The organism is Pseudomonas sp. Sample_23 (genome assembly GCF_004307595.1).
GTDB classification, from domain to species: domain Bacteria; phylum Pseudomonadota; class Gammaproteobacteria; order Pseudomonadales; family Pseudomonadaceae; genus Aquipseudomonas; species Aquipseudomonas atacamensis.
Window position 1 is genome coordinate 25634 of record NZ_RCNX01000070.1, and the last position, 18735, is coordinate 44368.

Sequence of the window (18735 nt, forward strand, 5' to 3'; positions counted from 1 at the left end):
CGACGTTTTCGCGAGCAGGCTCGCTCCCACAGGGTTGGCCGGGTCAATAACCGTGCGATTCGCGGAATTTCGGCTCGCGGCTGTGGTGATAATCGATCCATTCCACCACGTCATAAGGCAGATAGAGCTGCTGCCGGGCACGGGACACGGCGATGTACACGGCGCAGATGCGCTGATCGAACTCGTAGGCATCCTTGAATTTCTCGTTACTGAGCAACGTCCGGGTCAACAGCACGCGCTTGAACTCCATGCCGCCAGCCCGCTCGGCCATCATCAACAGGCAGGCTTTGCCCGGCTCGATGATCTTTTGGCTCAGTCGCGTCAGGTCGGCAATCATGAAGCCGTTTTGCAGTTGCGCTTCGATCCACAAAAACGCCTCGTCGAAACGGTTGGCCTCACGCACCTGCTGCCAATGAGCCATGTCGCTGAAATACGGGTGTGGTCCTTTCTCGCTGGATCCGGCGTTGTAGAAATCGCGGCGGAACAGCTCGATGGCGGTGGTCATGAAATGCTTGATGTCGTCCTGCGCTTCCCGGTCGGGGAAACTGAAGGCGCAACTGGAGTCGTGCAGATGGATGGCCCACATCATCGTGTCCCACGGTGAAGCGGTCAGCACCACGCAACCTTCGGGCGGCACGAAGGCTTGCGGGTAGTACTCGATATCGACGTCGGCGTGACGAGCGCCTTCGAACGGTACTTTGCTCTTGTGCGTATGGCGCGAGATCAGCGGATTGACCAGGCGCTCGACATTGCGCCCCGAGCGCACCGAATAGCAGATATCGCTCTGACGAACTTCACGCTTGCGCTTGGGCGCCTCGCCCGTGGCCTGCTGATACTCATCGCCGAGGGTGATCAGCACCTGCTGCCCGCGCTCGATGATTTGCAGCAACGACGCCGGCACATCCTGGCTTTCGTCGATGATCACATGGGTGTAGCGCGGCGGGACGCGGCAACCGGCCAGACTGGCGCGCTTGATCATGAGCAACGTGGGAAAACCGCTCTGGCTGGCCCAGGCCGGATTGGCTTCCAGATACACCCACAGGCGACTGGAGTATTCCAGCAGCGCTTGCGAGTCTGCGCCGGTCAAGGGCTGCTGGAAGTGCGGCAAGTGCCTGGCGGACAGCGTGTGATCTCTTGAGGCGCAGTACAGCTTGAGCACGCGCAGACAAACCTCGAGGGTGCCCGGCCCGTCGTGGTGGCGAAAGCCGAAGATATTCAGTTCCTGCGCCAGCGCCGGCTTGCTCGGAATCCGCGCGGGCGCCTTGGCCATATGAAACCGGGGGCCAAGCAGCTGGGCCTGGGCAAAGTCGAAAAACGTCTGACCAATTTCCGTGTCGTGGACCTGAACGATGTGCTTGCGCAGCGTCGCCAGTTTCGCCGGGGTGCGCGCCAGTACCAGAGTGCGTTTCGAGCGCAGGCACTCGATCAGCGCGCTGAGCATGTAGCTCTTGCCGATGCCCGCATAACCCTGCACGTGCAGGTCTTCGTCGAGGTTGGCACGGAAGGTTCGCAGCAGTTTGTCCTGCGCCGCGCTTAACCAGTGTTCACGCTCGCGTGGCGTGACCATTTGCTGGCGAAACGGGTTGTTCTGTTGCTGATGGCGGATCTTGTAGTCCACATCCCACTGCCCGCCGGGCAACAGAAATGCCTGCGCGGCGACTTCATCGGCCATGAGAAAGCGCAGGTTCAGGCCTTTGAGCGCATTGAGGCCGAAATACAATTTGCGCGAATCGAACAGACGCCGCGCCTCTGCAAGCAGTCCCGCCGATCCGGTGCGCCGAGAGGTGACAGACCAGTCAATGAGTCTGGCGAGGATCTTCTCCGCTGCGCTGGCGCTCAAATCCTGTTCCGTGGCCTGGGCGAGGTTCTGGATGACCAGCACCGCCGCCAGTTCCGGGTCGCTCAGGCTGGCCAGTGTCGCGTCACCCTCGGGCTGCAACAGCGCCGTACACGCATCATGGGTGATCGGCAGAAATACCGGGGTGGCCAAATCAAAATGTTCCGGGTGCATACAACCTCGCCGCCTGGGCTTTAATACAACACCAGATCAGTCCTGGTCATTCTCGTCGTGCATTTCATGGGACTGCGGCAAGTTTCCCTCACGGCTGGACTCGGGGCTGATCCGCAGTTCGAAGGAGTAGCCGCCGAGCGTGCCGGACATGCCGCGTCGATCTGCGCCGCCAGCCAGCGGCCCCGCTTCAATCTGCGCCTGCACTTCGTAGAGGGCCATTTCCAGCAGTTTGCGCAGGTGTTCAGGGTTTTGCGCGCTGGCATGCAGTTGCAGGTCGTACTGGCCGGCCACCGATTCAGCGAGGGCGGGCTGGTCCTGCACCGCGAGCGGCTGCGCAGTTTCTTCAGCCGCGTTGAACACGGTCGAAGCCGCCAGAATCGCAGCGTGCTCCTCATCCATCATGTCGAGCACTCGCGACAACTCCAGCGTGCGCTCGGGCTGATCCTGCATCTGCGTTTTGACTTCCAGACGCCGCATCTGCCATTCGCGCAGTTTTTCCCGGGTCAGATCGTCGATTTCACCCACTTGCCTTACCTCTCAATGCCAGGCGAGGGAGTATGCCACTGTTCGCCGTCGACGGCCGCACGGGTACCGGGGCGCTGCGCGGCTGAGCCGCGCGTTTCTGATGGCGGATCAACGCCACTGGCCAAATCGCAGGCATAAAAAAACCGCAGTGGGCGAAACCCATGCAGTTCTCTTTGAATTCTCGGTAGGTTCGTTAAGGTGGTGCCCCCACCAGCCACACCCCGGCACACAATGTTCCCGCTGTGGCTGCTTCCTTCCGGATCTGACCAGGTTCACGGGTAATCGTTGCGGGGGGACCGATGGGGTCACCATAACGACGCTTGCCTGTCGGCGAGCCGCGCCATTGTACCTGTCTGAGATGAACTTACAACCGTTGGTTGCAGATAAAAAACCTGAACGGCTTCAAGGACATAAACATCACGGCCTGCGACACCTACAAGGCCAGCACCTCATCCGCCCTGCCGCCCGCCTGCTGGATCACCAGATGAATGAAGTGCAACTTGGCGATCGCCGCCGCCGGCAGTACGAACGGGTAAAAATCCGGCTGGCCCATGCTGCGCGACAGTTCGTTGAGCATGCCGGCCAGTTCGATCCACGCATTGACGAATGACAGGAAAGCGCCACCGCCGGGATGCTCGGGGTCGTACAGGGTGCTGGTGGGAAACGGCTGATAGTCGAAGTCCATTTCCCGCGCGCTCATGCCGAAGCCCAGCGCCGTGTCGACCGCATCCATCATGTGCAGGTAATGCGCCCAGGTTTCCGCCCAGTCTTCCCATGGATGCATGGTCGCGTAGGCGCTGACGTAGTGCTGCGGCCAGTCCAGCGGCGCGCCTTGCTGGTAATGCCGGTCCAGAGCCTCGGCGTAACTGGCGCGTTCGTCGCCGAACAGATTGCGGAACGCGTCCAGCCAAGGGCCGTTGGCGATGAGGCGATCCCAGTAGTAGTGGCCGACCTCATGGCGAAAATGCCCGAGCAGCGTGCGGTAAGGTTCGTGCATCGCCGCCCTGACCTGCTCACGGTGAGCGTCGTCGGCCTCTTTGATGTCGAGGGTGATCAGGCCATTGGCGTGGCCGGTCATCGGCGCATTGCCTTCCAGGTCAACACCGATGAAGTCGAACGCCAGCCCGGTTTCTTCATCGGTGGTTTTCGGGATGACCGGCAAGCCGAGGGTGATCAGTTGCGCGACCAGTCTGCGCTTGGCGATTTCGACCTTGCGCCAGCGTTCGGGATTTTCCGCGACGGACAGGTCGGGAATGGTGCGGTTGAGGCTGCAAGCGATGCACAAGGTGTCGTGATCGTTGGCCGGCAGCAGCCAGTTGCACGCGGCGGGCATGTCGAGGTTGGCGCAGCGGCGGAACAGACCGGCGTCGGGATCAGCGTCGAGCGTCCAGGTGCCCTCTTCCGACCCCGGCTGCAGCGAGGTCAGGCGACTTTCTTCAGGTTGATAGCCGAGCAAGGCGTTACAGGCCAGGCACTGACTGTTGCGAAAGAACAGCGACTGGCCGCAACGGCACGGCCAGACTTTGCTGTTGCGCGAGGATCCGGCCACGAACGGCGCGATGATGCGGGAACTGAGCTGCTCGAAAAAACGGTGCATGGCGATCTCTCCCTGGGACTGGCCAAGACTAGATCATCCTGAAGACAACATCGTTCCAACCCATAACCGCGCAGCCGGGTGATAGCACCATTGTGGTGAGGGGATTTATCCCCGCTCGACTGCGCAGCAGTCGCAAAAAACCGCACACGCGATACAGATGAAATGATCGGTCGCAGGGTTTTGGGGTCGCTGCGCAACCCAGCGGGGATAAATCCCCTCGCCACGGGTGTCGCCGAACGGGGATAAATCCCCTCGCCACAGGTGTCCATCCGGACAGGGATAAATCCCCTCGCCACAGGGGTTCGTCCGGTCAGACAGGGACGCCGTGGGTTTTGAGGAAAGCGATAAACGCTTCTTCGTCCATGACCTTCACGCCCAGCTCGTTGGCCTTGGTCAGTTTCGACCCGGCACCCGGGCCTGCGACCACGCAATGGGTTTTCGCCGACACCGAACCGGCGACCTTGGCGCCCAGGCTTTCCAGATGCTCCTTGGCCACATCCCGGCTCATCAGTTCGACCTTGCCGGTCAGCACCCAGGTTTCGCCGGACAGCGGCAGACCTTCGACGACTTTTTTCTCGCTCTGCCAATGCATGCCGAAATCGCGCAGCTGCTGCTCGGCCCGCTCGGCCAGTTGCCGATGCTCAGGCGAGGCGAAGAACTCGCGCACCGAGTTGGCCTGCTTCTCCGGCAATGCCTGGCGCATGTCCAGCCAGTCAGCGTTCATCACCGCTTCCAGCGAGCCGAAGCGATCGGCGAGTTTCTGCGCACCGCCGGGGCCGACGAAGGGAATATGCAGTTTGTCGAGCAAGCCGCCCAGGGTGGTACTGGCGGCGAATTCGGCGCCCAACTCGCCTTGATCCTGAATCTGCAAACCATGGCCGAGCAATTCGCTGATGACCTGCTGGTTGTGCGCGTCCTCAAAGAAACTGTGGATCTCGTGCGCCACTTCCAGGCCGACATCCGGCAGGTAGGTCAGCACATGCGGCAAGGCCTGTTGCACGCGCTCCAGCGAACCCAGCGAGCGCGCCAGCACCTTGGCCGTCTCTTCGCCGACATCGGGAATGCCGAGGGCGTAGATGAAACGTGCCAGGCTCGGTTGCTTGCTGTCTTCAATGGCTTTGAGCAGCTTGTTGCTCGATACCTCGGCGAAGCCTTCCAGATCGACGATGTCGTCGAATTTCAGCGCATACAAATCAGCCGGCGAACTGACCAGGCCTTCGTCGACCAGTTGCTCGACGCTCTTGTCGCCCAAGCCTTCGATGTCCATGGCCCGGCGCGAGACGAAGTGAATGATCGCCTGTTTCAGTTGCGCACCACAGGCCAGGCGGCCGACGCAGCGATACACCGCACCTTCACTGAAGGTTTCCTTGCCCTTGCTGCGCTTGACCAGTTGCGTACGCTCCACGTGGGAGCCGCACACCGGGCAGCTTTCAGGAATGGCCACCGGGCGCGCGTCATCGGGGCGACGCTCGGTGACTACCTGCACCACTTGCGGAATCACATCACCGGCGCGGCGAATGATCACCGTATCGCCAATCATCAGGCCCAGACGCGCGACTTCGTCCATGTTGTGCAACGTGGCGTTGGCCACGGTGACGCCGGCGACCTTCACCGGTTTCAGACGCGCCACCGGAGTCACCGCACCGGTGCGGCCGACCTGGAATTCCACGTCGAGCAGCTCGGTAAGTTCTTCCATCGCCGGGAATTTGTGTGCGATCGCCCAGCGCGGCTCGCGCGCACGAAAGCCCAGTTCACGCTGGTCGGCAATGCTGTTGACCTTGAACACCACACCGTCGATTTCATAGGCCAGCGAGTTACGGCGCTCGCCGATGTCGCGGTAATACTCCAGGCACTCATCAATGCCCTTGGCCAGCTTCAGTTCGTGACTGATCGGCATGCCCCACTTCTGCAACTGCTTGAGGTTACCGATGTGGGTGTCGGCGATATCGTGAGATACCTGACCGATGCCATAGCAGCAGAATTCCAGCGGACGATTGGCGGTGATCTTCGAGTCGAGCTGGCGCAGGCTGCCTGCTGCCGCGTTGCGCGGGTTGGCGAAGGTCTTGCCGCCGATTTCCAGTTGCGAAGCATTGAGGCGCTCGAAACCGGCCTTGGACATGAACACTTCACCGCGCACTTCCAGCGTCGCCGGCCAGCCTTCGCCGTGCAGCTTCAGCGGAATATTGCGCACGGTACGCACGTTGACGCTGATGTCCTCGCCAGTGGTGCCATCGCCCCGGGTGGCGCCGCGCACCAGCAGACCATCCTGATACAGCAGGCTGACCGCCAGGCCATCGAGCTTCGGCTCGCAGCTGTATTCCACCGCCGCGCTGCCACCAAACAGATCGCCGGCCGGCACGTCGAGGCCTTCGTTGACGCGGCGATCGAACTCGCGCATGTCGGATTCTTCGAAGGCGTTGCCGAGGCTGAGCATGGGGATTTCGTGGCGCACCTGAGTGAACGCAGTCAACGCCATGCTGCCGACGCGCTGGGTCGGCGAGTCGCTGGTGATCAGTTCCGGGTTGGCCGCTTCCAGTGCCTTGAGCTCGTGGAACAAGCGGTCGTACTCGGCATCGGGAATGCTCGGCTCGTCGAGAACGTGATAGCGATAGTTGTGCTGATCCAGCTCAGCGCGCAGCTCTAGAATGCGGGTTTTGGCGGCGGTCATGGGTGTTCTCTCATAAAGCAAAAGAGCAGCCGAGGCTGCTCCAGTTTTATTCCATTATCGGCGGCGGTGCCAGAAGATCGCAGCCTCGTTGCACTCGTCAGCTCCTACAGTTATCGCGGTCCTCTGTAGGAGCTGCCGAAGGCTGCGATCTTTTGATTTGGCCTTAGCGCTTCTGGGTCAGGGCGCGGCGTTCGAATTCGACGATGCGCTGACGGTAGTGCTCAATCGTCTGCGCAGTCAGTACGCTGCGCTGGTCGTCTTTCAGTTCGCCGTTCAGTTCCTGGGACAGCTTGCGGGCTGCCGCGACCATCACGTCGAAGGCCTGCTTCGGATGACGCGGGCCTGGCAGACCGAGGAAGAAGCTTACCGCCGGGGTGCTGAAATGGTCGATGTCGTCCAGATCAAAAATGCCCGGCTTGACCGCGTTGGCCATGGAGAACAGCACTTCGCCGTTGCCGGCCATGCTTTCGTGGCGGTGGAAAATGTCCATCTCGCCGAAACGCAGACCGCTTTCGAGAATGTTCTGCAGCAGCGCCGGGCCTTTGAAGCCGGCCGGGTCGCGGCAGATCACGCTGATCACCAGGACTTCTTCGGCTTGCGGCTGATCTTTTTCCGCCACGGCCGCTGCAGGCTTGCTGTCTTCGGCGAAATCGTCATCGCGGCTGCTGAAGCTCGGGCCGCCGTCCAGATCGAGGTCGAGGTTCAAGTCGCCCTGCGCCGGGCCGTTGCTGCCGCGCTTGCCACGTTTCGAACCGGATTCACGCGGCTCGCGGGCTTCGCGGTTGGGCATGCTCACCGACGGCAGATCGTGCTCGTCCAGTTGCGGCTCTTTGTGCGTATCCAGGACGCGGGCCGGGCCCAACAGCTCGGCGCTGGTGTCCTCGTCCGGCAGATTGGACAGGCTCCGGTCGAGACGGAATTTCAGCTTTCCCTTGCCGCCGCGCATACGGCGCCAGCCATCGAAAAGAATACCGGCTATCACAATGATGCCGATGACGATCAGCCACTCGCGCAGACCGATTTCCATGTAATCCCGTGCCTCTATAAAAAATGCTGAAAAATAAGGGGTTTACACTGCGTAAACCGCTTTAAAACGTGGCGCCAACTCTATGTTCTGACAGGCGTTTTGCCCACGTATACGAAAAATTGACATTAAACTAGCACGACCAAAGACAACTTTACACCGTCTGTCTCATTTGGCTTGCGCGAATATGTCGATTGGCCATCCAGCCGGTGTCAGTAAAAAGTCCTACAGACCTCCAAAACTATTCCGACGTCACACCGACTCAGGCGTCCACCATCGCCATTGCCTCCTCGACATCCACCGCCACCAGTCGCGAACAGCCCGGTTCATGCATCGTCACACCCATCAACTGCTCGGCCATTTCCATGGCGATCTTGTTGTGGGTGATGTAAATGAACTGCACGGTCTGCGACATCTCTTTGACCAGGCGTGCGTAGCGTCCAACGTTAGCGTCATCCAGTGGCGCGTCAACCTCATCGAGCATGCAGAACGGCGCCGGGTTCAACTTGAAGATGGCAAAAACCAGGGCCAGTGCAGTCAGGGCTTTTTCGCCGCCGGAGAGCAAATGGATGGTGCTGTTCTTCTTCCCGGGCGGCTGCGCCATGATCGTCACCCCTGTATCGAGTAGATCTTCGCCCGTCAGTTCCAAATACGCGCGCCCGCCACCGAAAACTTTCGGGAAAAGTGCCTGCAAACCACCGTTGATCTGATCAAAGGTATCTTTGAAACGGTTGCGGGTTTCCTTATCAATTTTGCGGATGACGTTTTCCAGGGTCTCCAGCGCCTCGACCAGATCGGCGTCCTGCGCATCCAGATAACGTTTACGCTCCGATTGTTGCGTGTATTCATCGATGGCCGCGAGGTTGATCGCACCCAGGCGCTGAATCCGTGCGTTGATGCGTTCGAGTTCTTCTTCGGCTTCGCGTTCACTGGCTTGTGCGGTCAATGTGGCGAGCACGCCGTTGAGATCGTAGCCATCTTCGAGCAATTGATCCTGCAAAGCCTTGCGCCGTACGGTCAGCGCCTGCCATTCCATGCGTTGCTGTTCGAGCTGGCCGCGAATCAACTGCGATTGCTGCTCGGCCTGGGTGCGGCGCTTTTCCGCGTCGCGCAATTCCCGATCGGCGTCTTCCAGGGCGATCTGCGCGGTCTTGAGCTCTTCATCGACGGTCATGCGCTTGTCGAGCAACTCTTCGAGTTTCAGACGCAGCTCTTCCAGCGGCGCCTCGCCCTCCTCCAGATTCAGACTCAACTGTTCGCGCTTTTCAGTCAGGCGCTCGGCCTGCATTTCCAGACGTTCCAGCGCCTGGCGCGTGGAGTCGTGCTGGGCGCGCAACGAGCCGAGACGCACGGCCAGTTGATGGGCGTGATCCTTGTGCTGCCGCGCTTCCTGACGCACGCGATCGAGGCGCTCGCGCAGGCTGTCGCGCTGGGCCAGCAGCAACTCGCGCTGCTCGGTGTCGAGCGCCATGGCGTCCAGTGCTTCCTGCAATTGCATGCGCGCTTCGCCGACCTGTTCGTGCTCAAGCTCGCGCTGTTCGGCGAGTTCGACCAGTTCTTCATCGAGACGGGTGCGGCGCAATGTCAGTTGCTCGGCCTTGGCCTTGCCGGCGGACAATTGTGCTTTCAGTTCGCCTTGCTGGCGCGCTTCGTCCTGCAGCAAGCGGCGCAGATGTTCGCGGCCGTTTTCCTGCTGGCGCTGTTGCGCGCGCAGGGTTTGCAGGCGGGTTTCCATGGCCTCGACCGTGGCTTCGCGCTCTTCACGCTCCAGTTGCAGGTCTTCGATTTCCTGGCCACGGGCGAGCATGCCGCTTTCCGCTTCGCTGGCGCGACGTACGCGTAAAAAGTGTCGACCGACCCAGTAGCCATCGCGACTAATCAGGCTCTGCCCGGCGCTCAACTGACCGCGCAAGGCCAGCGCCTGTTCAAGGCTGTCGACCGGTTTGACCTGACCAAGCCACGGCGACAGATCGATCTGCGCCTCGACTTTATCCTGCAGACTGCCCGCCACCCGCACGCCATCGCTGGCCGGGCTGAGCAGGCGCAAATCGCCCTGGGTGAATCCGGACAGATCGAAGCCGCTGAAATCGTCGACCAGCACCGCTTGCAGATCGGCGCCGAGCACGGTTTCCACCGCCAATTCCCAACCTGCCTCGACCTTCAGACCTTCGGCCAGACGCGGGCGCTCGGCGAGATTGTGTTCCTTCAACCATTCAGCGGTGCCGGTGCCCGGATCGAGCGCGGCTTGCTGCAAGGCTTCCAGCGACGCCAAACGACCGTTGAGCCGCTGCAGATCGCCCTGCGCCTGCTGCTGTGCGGTCAACGCTTGCTGTAATTCCTGACGCAGTTGTTCAAGCTTTTCGACTTGCGCTTCTTCGCTGGTCTGTAAATCTTCGAGGGTCGCTTCGGACTCGGCGAGCTGCTCGTTGAGCGCTAGGATCGCCGCGTCTTCCGGGTCGGCGGACAGCAACGCGCGCTCTTCAGCGAGGCGCTTCTGTCGGTCAGCCAGACGCTCCATGCTGCTTTCCAGCTGCTGGATCCGCGACTGCTGCACTTCAGCCTGACGGCGCGGTTCGGCAGCGGTCAGGTTGAAAGCATCCCACTGCTCCTGCCAGCCGTGCATGGTGGTTTCGGCTTCTTCGAGGGCCGCAGCGGCTTCCTCGGCGGCGGCACTGGTGACTTCCTGCTCGGGGGTGAGCATGTCCAGTTCTTCGCCGAGGGTCAGCAGCAACGTGCGGTCGTGGCCCAGGTGCGACTCGGTTTCCAGACGCGCGCGCTCGGCTTCTTTCAGATCGTCCTGCAACTGGCGCAACCGCTGCTGGCCATGCTGAATGCTCTGCTCGACCCGGGCAATGTCACCGCCGACCGAATAGAAGCGGCCCTGCACCAGATTGAAGCGCTCGGACAGGTCGTGGTGACCGTCGCGCAGGCGTTCGATGGCCGCATCAGCGTTACGCTGTTCAGCGACCAGTGCTTCGAAGCTGACTTCCTGATTGCCGATGATCGACTCACGCTGGCCGACCTGCTCGTTGAGATCCTGCCAGCGCAGGGCCGACAGTTGCGCCTTGAGCTGACGCTCTTCGGCCTTGAGTTCCTGATACTTTTTCGCCGCCTCGGCCTGACGGTGCAGGCGCTCGAGCTGGCGCTCCAGCTCTTCGCGCAGGTCGGTCAGGCGGGCGAGGTTTTCGTGGGTGCGGCGGATACGGTTTTCAGTCTCGCGGCGACGCTCCTTGTACTTGGAGATGCCGGCGGCTTCTTCGATGAAATTGCGCAGGTCTTCGGGCTTGGATTCGATCAGCTTGGAGATCATCCCCTGTTCGATGATCGAGTAGCTGCGCGGGCCGAGGCCGGTGCCGAGGAAGATATCGGTGATGTCGCGCCGACGGCATTTGGTGCCGTTGAGGTAATAAGTGGTCTGGCTATCGCGGGTAACTTTGCGGCGGATGGAAATTTCCGCATAGGCCGCGTATTCGCCGAGCAGCGTGCCATCGGAGTTGTCGAACACCAGTTCGATGCTCGCCTGGCTCACCGGTTTGCGGCTGGTCGAACCGTTGAAGATGACGTCGGTCATAGACTCGCCACGGAGGTTCTTCGCCGAACTTTCGCCCATCACCCAGCGCACGGCGTCGATGATGTTCGACTTGCCGCAACCGTTCGGCCCGACGACCGCCGCCATGTTACTGGGGAAGTTCACCGTGGTCGGGTCGACGAAGGATTTGAACCCCGCCAGTTTGATGCACTTCAGCCGCACGCTCAGGCAACCGTCAGCGCAGACACCACCAGATCGCAGCTGCGCTGGGCATACGCCGTGAGCACGATGCGGATCTGCGGCAAATCACGGGCGAGTACGGCGGCGAGCAAGCGTTCGAACAGTTCGAGGAATTCGCTCATTTCCGCCTTGCGCTGTTCGAGGGCGAGGAAATACGCGCGGCTCATCGCCGGCTGGAGGTTCTCGACGGTTTCTTGCAGGTACGGATTGTTGGCAAACGGATAGGCGGCGCGCATCACCGCAAAGCTGTCATCGACGAAGCTGCGGATGTCGCCGCGTTCGTAATTGGCGGTCAGGCGCTGCTGGATCTGCACGAACGGCGCCATGTCCGACTGCACTTGCCAGCCATTGGCCACCGAATTGCCGAGCAGGATGTACAGCTCGCTCATCAGCGTGCACAGGCTCCGCACCTTGTGCGGCGTCAGCTCGGTAACGTGGGCGCCACGACGCGGCAGGATCGCGATCAGGTGACGGCGCTCGAGGATCAGCAAGGCTTCGCGGACCGAACCGCGGCTGACGTTGAGCGCCAGCGTGACCTTCTGTTCCTGGATGCGCTCTCCCGGCTTCATTTCGCCACGAATGATGCGCTCGGCGAGGTGGTGAGCGATTTGCTCGGCGAGGCTGTCCGGCGCCTTGAACGTCATGGTTGTCCTTCAAACTCTATCGATCTGCACAAGCGGCGCAGTGTAGCGCAAATGCGCGGTCATGGCGGAGTGCCCACTCAGCGGTTTTTGGCACGAATCCCGCAAAAAAGCGCCGTGACCGATGAAGGTCAATACTGAATAGACACGCTGTTGATCGACGAAACGGATTTTCCTGACCTTTAAGTCAGAAAACCATTGACCGAAAAGTCAGACCTGCTAAATTCGGTTCACGTCGGTTAACAACAATAATGAGTCTGCGAGGCCTTCCGTGATCCAGTTTTTACTTAACCAGGAACTCCGTAGCGAGCACGCCCTGGACCCGAATCTGACTGTGCTCAATTACCTGCGCGAACACGTGGGCAAGCCCGGCACCAAAGAAGGTTGCGCCAGCGGTGACTGTGGCGCCTGCACCGTGGTGGTTGGCGAGTTGCAGACCGATGACACGGGGCGTGAACATATTCGCTATCGCAGCCTCAACTCGTGCCTGACTTTCGTCTCGTCCTTGCACGGCAAACAACTGATCAGCGTTGAAGACCTCAAGCACAAGGGCGAACTGCACAGCGTGCAGAAAGCCATGGTCGAGTGCCACGGTTCGCAGTGCGGCTTCTGCACCCCCGGTTTCGTAATGTCGTTGTTCGCTCTGCAAAAGAACAGCGACGCGCCGGATCAGGCCAAGGCTCACGAAGCGCTGGCCGGCAACCTCTGCCGCTGCACTGGCTACCGCCCTATTCTCGCCGCTGCCGAACAATCCTGCTGCGCCAAGCCTGCGGATCAGTTCGACGCCCGCGAAGCCGAGACCATTGCCCGCCTCAAGGCCATCGCGCCGACCGATATCGGCGAACTCAACAGCGGCGACAAGCGCTGCCTGGTGCCGCTGACCGTCGCTGACCTGGCCGATCTCTACGACGCTTATCCACAAGCGCGGCTGCTCGCCGGCGGCACCGATCTGGCGCTGGAAGTCACCCAGTTCCACCGCACTCTGCCGGTGATGATCTATGTCGGTAACGTCGCCGAAATGAAGCGCATCGAAACCTTCGATGACCGCATCGAAATCGGCGCTGCCACCGCCCTCTCCGACTGTTACGAAGCGTTGAATGCCGAATATCCGGACTTCGGCGAATTGCTGCACCGCTTCGCCTCGTTGCAGATCCGCAATCAAGGCACCCTCGGCGGCAACATCGGCAACGCCTCGCCGATCGGTGACTCGCCACCGCTGCTGATCGCCCTCGGCGCGCAGATCGTGCTGTGCAAAGGCGAAACCCGCCGCACCTTGAACCTGGAAGATTACTTCATCGACTACCGCGTCACCGCGCGCCAGGAAAGCGAGTTCATCGAAAAAATCATCGTCCCGCGCGCCAGCGCCGAGCAGTTGTTCCGTGCCTATAAAGTGTCAAAGCGCCTGGACGACGACATCTCCGCCGTCTGCGCTGCCTTCAATCTGCGCGTGGAAAATGGCGTGATCAGCGACGCGCGCGTGGCCTTCGGCGGCATGGCGGCGATTCCGAAACGCGCTGCGCACTGCGAAGCCGTGCTGCAAGGTGCACCGTTCAACAACGCGGTGATCGAACGCGCCTGCGCCGCGCTGGCCGAAGACTTCACGCCGCTCTCGGACTTCCGCGCCAGCAAGGAATATCGCCTGCTCAGCGCGCAGAACCTGCTGCGCAAATACTTCATCGAACTGCAAACACCGCACATCGAGACTCGGGTGACCGCTTATGTCTAATCATCACGCCGTAGAGAAGACCCAGGCTGAATTGGCCGAATTGTTCGCCAAGGATCTGACCACCGGTGTCGGCCGCAGCGTCAAGCACGACAGCGCCGCCAAGCATGTGTCCGGTGAAGCGCAGTACATCGACGATCGCCTGGAATTCCCCAACCAGTTGCACCTGTATGCGCGCCTGTCGGACCGCGCCCACGCGAAAATCCTCAGCATCGACACGTCGCCGTGCTACGCCTTCGAAGGCGTGCGCATTGTCATTACCCACGAAGACGTGCCGGGCCTGAAAGACATCGGCCCGCTGATGCCGGGCGACCCGCTGCTGGCCATCGATGACGTGCAGTTCGTCGGCCAGCCGGTGCTGGCGGTCGCGGCGAAAGACCTGGAAACCGCGCGCAAGGCAGCGATGGCGGCGATCATCGAATACCAAGATCTGGAACCGGTGCTCGACGTCGTCGAAGCCCTGCGCAAGCGCCATTTCGTGCTCGACAGCCACACCCACCAGCGCGGCGACTCGGCCTCTGCACTGGCCACGGCTGAACACCGTATTCAGGGCACGCTGCACATCGGCGGCCAGGAGCACTTCTATCTGGAGACACAAATCTCCTCGGTGATGCCCACTGAAGACGGCGGCATGATCGTCTACTGCTCGACGCAGAACCCGACCGAAGTGCAGAAACTGGTCGCCGAAGTGCTCGACGTGTCGATGAACAAGATCGTTGTCGACATGCGCCGCATGGGTGGTGGTTTCGGTGGCAAGGAAACCCAGGCCGCGAGCCCGGCGTGCCTGTGCGCGGTGGTCGCGCACCTCACCGGCCAACCGACCAAGATGCGCCTGCCGCGCGTCGAAGACATGCTGATGACCGGCAAGCGCCACCCGTTCTACGTTGAGTACGACGTCGGTTTCGACAGCAGCGGCCGTCTGCACGGGATCAACATGGAGCTGGCCGGCAACTGCGGCTGCTCGCCGGACCTGTCCGCCTCGATCGTTGACCGGGCGATGTTCCACTCGGACAACTCCTACTATCTCGGCGATGCCACCATCAACGGTCACCGCTGCAAGACCAACACCGCCTCGAACACCGCTTACCGTGGCTTCGGTGGCCCGCAAGGCATGGTCGCCATCGAGGAAGTGATGGACGCGATTGCCCGGCACTTGAAGCTCGACCCGCTGGCGGTGCGCAAGGCCAACTACTACGGCAAGACCGAGCGCAACGTCACCCATTACTACCAGACCGTCGAGCACAACATGCTCGAAGAGATGACCGCCGAACTGGAAGAAAGCAGCCAGTACGCCGAGCGCCGCGAAGCGATCCGTCGCTACAACGCCAACAGCCCGATCCTGAAAAAAGGCCTGGCGCTGACACCGGTGAAATTCGGCATTTCCTTCACCGCCAGTTTCCTCAATCAGGCCGGTGCGCTGATCCACATCTACACCGACGGCAGCATCCACCTGAACCACGGCGGCACGGAAATGGGTCAGGGCCTGAATACCAAAGTCGCTCAGGTCGTGGCGGAAGTGTTCCAAGTCGAAATCGATCGTGTGCAGATCACTGCGACCAACACCGACAAAGTGCCGAACACCTCTCCGACCGCTGCTTCCAGCGGCGCCGACCTGAACGGCAAAGCCGCGCAGAACGCAGCGCAGACCATCAAGCAACGCCTGGTCGAATTCGCCGCGCGGCACTACAGGGTCAGCGAAGAAGACGTCGAATTCCGCAACGGCCACGTGCGGGTGCGCGAGCAGATTCTGACCTTCAAAGCGCTGATCCAGCAGGCGTATTTCAATCAGGTCTCGCTGTCGAGCACTGGTTTCTACAAGACCCCGAAAATCTATTACGACCGCAGTCAGGCGCGTGGGCGTCCGTTCTATTACTTCGCTTTCGGCGCAGCCTGCTGCGAAGTGATCGTCGACACCCTGACCGGCGAGTACAAGATGCTGCGCACCGACATCCTGCACGACGTCGGCGCCTCGCTGAACCCGTCGATCGACATCGGTCAGGTCGAGGGCGGTTTCGTCCAGGGCATGGGCTGGCTGACCATGGAAGAGCTGGTCTGGAACAACAAAGGCAAGCTGATGACCAACGGCCCGGCCAGCTACAAGATCCCGGCGGTGGCGGACATGCCGCTGGATCTGCGAGTGAAACTGGTGGAAAACCGCAAGAACCCGGAAGACACGGTGTTCCATTCCAAAGCCGTCGGTGAACCGCCGTTCATGCTCGGCATCGCCGCTTGGTGCGCGATCAAGGACGCGGTGGCGAGCCTCGGTGATTATCAGCATCAGCCGAAGATCGATGCGCCGGCCACGCCGGAGCGGGTGTTGTGGGGCTGCGAGCAGATGCGCCAGCTCAAAGCGGTGAAGGCTGTGGAAGCTGAAACCGAGCTGGCTCCGCTCTAGGACCGAGGCGCGGCCATTCGCGAGCAGGCTCGCTCCCACATTTGGAATGCATTGCCAATGTGGGAGCGAGCCTGCTCGCGAAGAGGCCGGCACAGACAACGAAGATGTCGAGGTGAACATGTACAACTGGATCGACGCCCTCGCCGACCTGCAGAATCAGGGCGAACCCTGTGTGCTGGTGACGATCATCGAAGAACTCGGTTCGACGCCACGCAACGCCGGCTCGAAAATGGTCGTCAGTGCCGACCGCCTGTTCGACACCATTGGTGGCGGGCATCTGGAATTCAAAGCCATGCAGATCGCCCGCGAGATGCTCGCCAGCGGCAAGCAGGACACCCATCTGGAGCGCTTCAGCCTCGGTGCCAGCCTCGGCCAGTGCTGCGGTGGCGCCACGGTGTTGCTGTTCGAACCCATGGGCCAGGTGCAAGCACAGATTGCCGTATTCGGTGCCGGGCATGTCGGGCGCGCCCTCGTGCCGCTGCTGGCCGGCCTGCCCTGCCGGGTGCGCTGGATCGATTCGCGCGAGGCCGAGTTCCCTGAACACATCCCCCACGGCGTGCGTAAAATCGTCAGCGAAGAGCCAGTGGACGAAGTCGATGACCTGCCCGCCGGCAGCTACTGCATCGTCATGACCCACAACCATCAGCTCGATCTGGAACTGACCGCGGCGATTCTCAAGCGCAACGATTTCACCTGGTTCGGCCTGATCGGCTCGAAAACCAAACGCGCCAAATTCGAACACCGCCTGCGCGATCGTGGTTTCGACCCGAGCGTGGTGCAGCGCATGCGCTGCCCGATGGGCATCGGCGAAGTCAAAGGCAAATTGCCTGTGGAAATCGCCATCTCCATCGCCGGCGAAATCATCGCCACTTACAACGCCAATTTCGGCCAGCACAGCGCCCGCGCCGAACCGATTGCCCGACTGCTGCCCGCCTCGCGCCGCAGTCAGGCCGCCAAACTCAAAGCCTCAAACTGATTAGAGAACCCTCATGCCTCTGACTCGCAAAGCCTACCGCGCCGCCATCCTGCACAGCACCGCCGACCCTGCCGAAGTCGGTATCGAAGCCTCCTATGAATATTTCGAGGACGGCCTGCTGGTGATCGACGATGGCAAGATCAGCGCCCTCGGCCACGCCAGCGAACTGCTGCCAACCCTGCCGGCAGATATCGAGATCAACCATTATCAGGATGCGCTGATCACACCGGGCTTTATCGACACACACATTCACCTGCCGCAGACCGGCATGGTCGGCTCCTACGGCGAGCAACTGCTCGACTGGCTGAACACCTACACCTTTCCCTGCGAAAGCCAGTTTGGTGATAAGGCTCACGCCGACGAAGTGGCCGATATTTTCATCAAGGAACTGCTGCGCAACGGCACCACCACGGCGCTGGTGTTCGGCAGCGTGCATCCGCAATCGGTGAATTCGTTTTTCGAGGCCGCCGAGAAGCTTGATCTGCGCATGATCGCCGGCAAGGTGATGATGGACCGCAATGCCCCGGATTATCTGGTCGATACCGCCGAATCCAGCTACGTCGACAGCAAGGCGCTGATCGAGCGCTGGCACGGCAAGGGTCGCTTGCACTATGCGGTGACGCCGCGTTTTGCGCCGACCAGCACTCCGGAACAACTGACCCTGGCCGGGCAATTGCTGACGGAATATCCGGATCTGTACATGCAGACCCACATCAGCGAGAACCTCAAGGAGATCGAGTGGGTCAAGGAGCTGTTCCCGGAGCGCAAGGGCTACCTCGACGTCTACGATCACTACCAATTGCTCGGCGAACGCTCGGTATTCGCCCACGGCGTGCACCTGTGTGACGAAGAATGCGCGCGCCTGGCGGAAACCGGCTCGGCGATCTCGTTCTGCCCGACCTCGAACCTGTTCCTCGGCAGCGGCCTGTTCAACCTGCCGATGGCCGAGAAACACAAGCTCAATGTCGGCCTCGGCACCGACGTCGGCGGCGGTACCAGTTTCTCGCTGCTGCAAACCCTCAACGAAGCCTACAAGGTCATGCAACTGCAGGGCGCGCGGTTGAGCCCGTTCAAGTCGCTGTACCTGGCGACCTTGGGTGGTGCGCGGGCGCTGCGCCTGGAAGACAAGATCGGTAACCTGCAACCGGGTTCGGATGCCGACTTCCTGGTGCTGGATTACAACGCCACGCCGCTGCTGAGCTATCGCTTGAAACAGTCGAATAACATCGCCGAGACGTTGTTTGTGCTGATGACCCTGGGCGATGACCGCACCGTGGCGCAGACGTATGCAGCGGGGGCGCTGGTGCATCAGCGCTAGGTTTTCCTGCACTGATCGTTCCCACGCTCTGCGTGGGAATGCAGCCCGTGACGCTCCGCGTCACTGGACGCGGAGCGTCCCTAGAGAC

General features: G+C 61.2%; 11 protein-coding genes and 1 other RNA gene. 4 read left to right on the forward strand and 8 right to left on the reverse strand.

Going from position 1 to position 18735, the window contains the following annotated elements; translation table 11 throughout:
• Positions 1–43: 43 nt before the first annotated feature.
• The 8 genes from D8U82_RS18350 to D8U82_RS18385 all read right to left on the reverse strand — a co-directional run bounded on the left by D8U82_RS18350 (position 44) and on the right by D8U82_RS18385 (position 12238).
• Positions 44–2011, reverse strand: coding sequence for a hypothetical protein (locus D8U82_RS18350; protein ID WP_130902695.1), 1968 nt, complete (start codon positions 2009–2011; stop codon positions 44–46).
• A gap of 36 nt (positions 2012–2047) precedes the next feature.
• Positions 2048–2536 (reverse strand): hypothetical protein, encoded by a 489-nt coding sequence (locus tag D8U82_RS28155; RefSeq protein ID WP_177434145.1) that lies wholly within the window; start codon positions 2534–2536, stop codon positions 2048–2050.
• 205 nt (positions 2537–2741) lie between these two features.
• Positions 2742–2838: signal recognition particle sRNA small type (gene ffs / locus D8U82_RS18360), an RNA gene on the reverse strand.
• A gap of 131 nt (positions 2839–2969) precedes the next feature.
• Positions 2970–4133, reverse strand: coding sequence for a putative zinc-binding metallopeptidase (locus tag D8U82_RS18365; protein WP_130902696.1), 1164 nt, complete (start codon positions 4131–4133; stop codon positions 2970–2972).
• 310 nt (positions 4134–4443) lie between these two features.
• Positions 4444–6801 (reverse strand): NAD-dependent DNA ligase LigA, encoded by a 2358-nt coding sequence (ligA, locus tag D8U82_RS18370; RefSeq protein WP_130902697.1) that lies wholly within the window; start codon positions 6799–6801, stop codon positions 4444–4446.
• A gap of 163 nt (positions 6802–6964) precedes the next feature.
• Positions 6965–7828 carry a cell division protein ZipA gene (gene zipA, locus D8U82_RS18375; RefSeq protein WP_016773851.1) on the reverse strand — a complete coding sequence of 288 codons (864 nt, stop codon included), beginning with the start codon at positions 7826–7828 and terminating at the stop codon, positions 6965–6967.
• A gap of 259 nt (positions 7829–8087) precedes the next feature.
• Entirely contained in the window at positions 8088–11576 is a 3489-nt protein-coding gene (gene smc / locus D8U82_RS18380; protein ID WP_130902698.1) for a chromosome segregation protein SMC, read from the reverse strand.
• 2 nt (positions 11577–11578) lie between these two features.
• Entirely contained in the window at positions 11579–12238 is a 660-nt protein-coding gene (locus D8U82_RS18385) for a GntR family transcriptional regulator (protein ID WP_130887691.1), read from the reverse strand.
• 268 nt (positions 12239–12506) lie between these two features.
• Between D8U82_RS18385 and xdhA the strand changes: the two genes are divergently transcribed.
• The 4 genes from xdhA to guaD all read left to right on the forward strand — a co-directional run bounded on the left by xdhA (position 12507) and on the right by guaD (position 18647).
• Positions 12507–13961, forward strand: coding sequence for a xanthine dehydrogenase small subunit (gene xdhA / locus D8U82_RS18390; RefSeq protein WP_122602796.1), 1455 nt, complete (start codon positions 12507–12509; stop codon positions 13959–13961).
• Entirely contained in the window at positions 13954–16353 is a 2400-nt protein-coding gene (xdhB, locus tag D8U82_RS18395; RefSeq protein ID WP_130902699.1) for a xanthine dehydrogenase molybdopterin binding subunit, read from the forward strand. Before xdhA ends, xdhB begins: the two co-directional genes overlap by 8 nt.
• A 118-nt stretch (positions 16354–16471) precedes the next feature.
• Positions 16472–17329 (forward strand): xanthine dehydrogenase accessory protein XdhC, encoded by an 858-nt coding sequence (xdhC, locus tag D8U82_RS18400; RefSeq protein ID WP_130887693.1) that lies wholly within the window; start codon positions 16472–16474, stop codon positions 17327–17329.
• A 13-nt stretch (positions 17330–17342) separates the two neighbouring features.
• Positions 17343–18647, forward strand: coding sequence for a guanine deaminase (gene guaD, locus D8U82_RS18405; protein WP_130887694.1), 1305 nt, complete (start codon positions 17343–17345; stop codon positions 18645–18647).
• Positions 18648–18735: the final 88 nt, after the last annotated feature.

What these genes read in the sequence shown, in the direction of transcription:
- D8U82_RS18350 (WP_130902695.1), bottom strand. Translation starts at nt 2,011, where the DNA reads ATGCACCCGGAACATTTTGATTTGGCCACCCCGGTATTTCTGCCGATC.
- D8U82_RS18365 (WP_130902696.1), bottom strand. Translation starts at nt 4,133, where the DNA reads ATGCACCGTTTTTTCGAGCAGCTCAGTTCCCGCATCATCGCGCCGTTC.
- ligA (WP_130902697.1), bottom strand. Translation starts at nt 6,801, where the DNA reads ATGACCGCCGCCAAAACCCGCATTCTAGAGCTGCGCGCTGAGCTGGAT.
- zipA (WP_016773851.1), bottom strand. Translation starts at nt 7,828, where the DNA reads ATGGAAATCGGTCTGCGCGAGTGGCTGATCGTCATCGGCATCATTGTG.
- D8U82_RS18385 (WP_130887691.1), bottom strand. Translation starts at nt 12,238, where the DNA reads ATGACGTTCAAGGCGCCGGACAGCCTCGCCGAGCAAATCGCTCACCAC.
- xdhB (WP_130902699.1), top strand. Translation starts at nt 13,954, where the DNA reads ATGTCTAATCATCACGCCGTAGAGAAGACCCAGGCTGAATTGGCCGAA.
- xdhC (WP_130887693.1), top strand. Translation starts at nt 16,472, where the DNA reads ATGTACAACTGGATCGACGCCCTCGCCGACCTGCAGAATCAGGGCGAA.
- guaD (WP_130887694.1), top strand. Translation starts at nt 17,343, where the DNA reads ATGCCTCTGACTCGCAAAGCCTACCGCGCCGCCATCCTGCACAGCACC.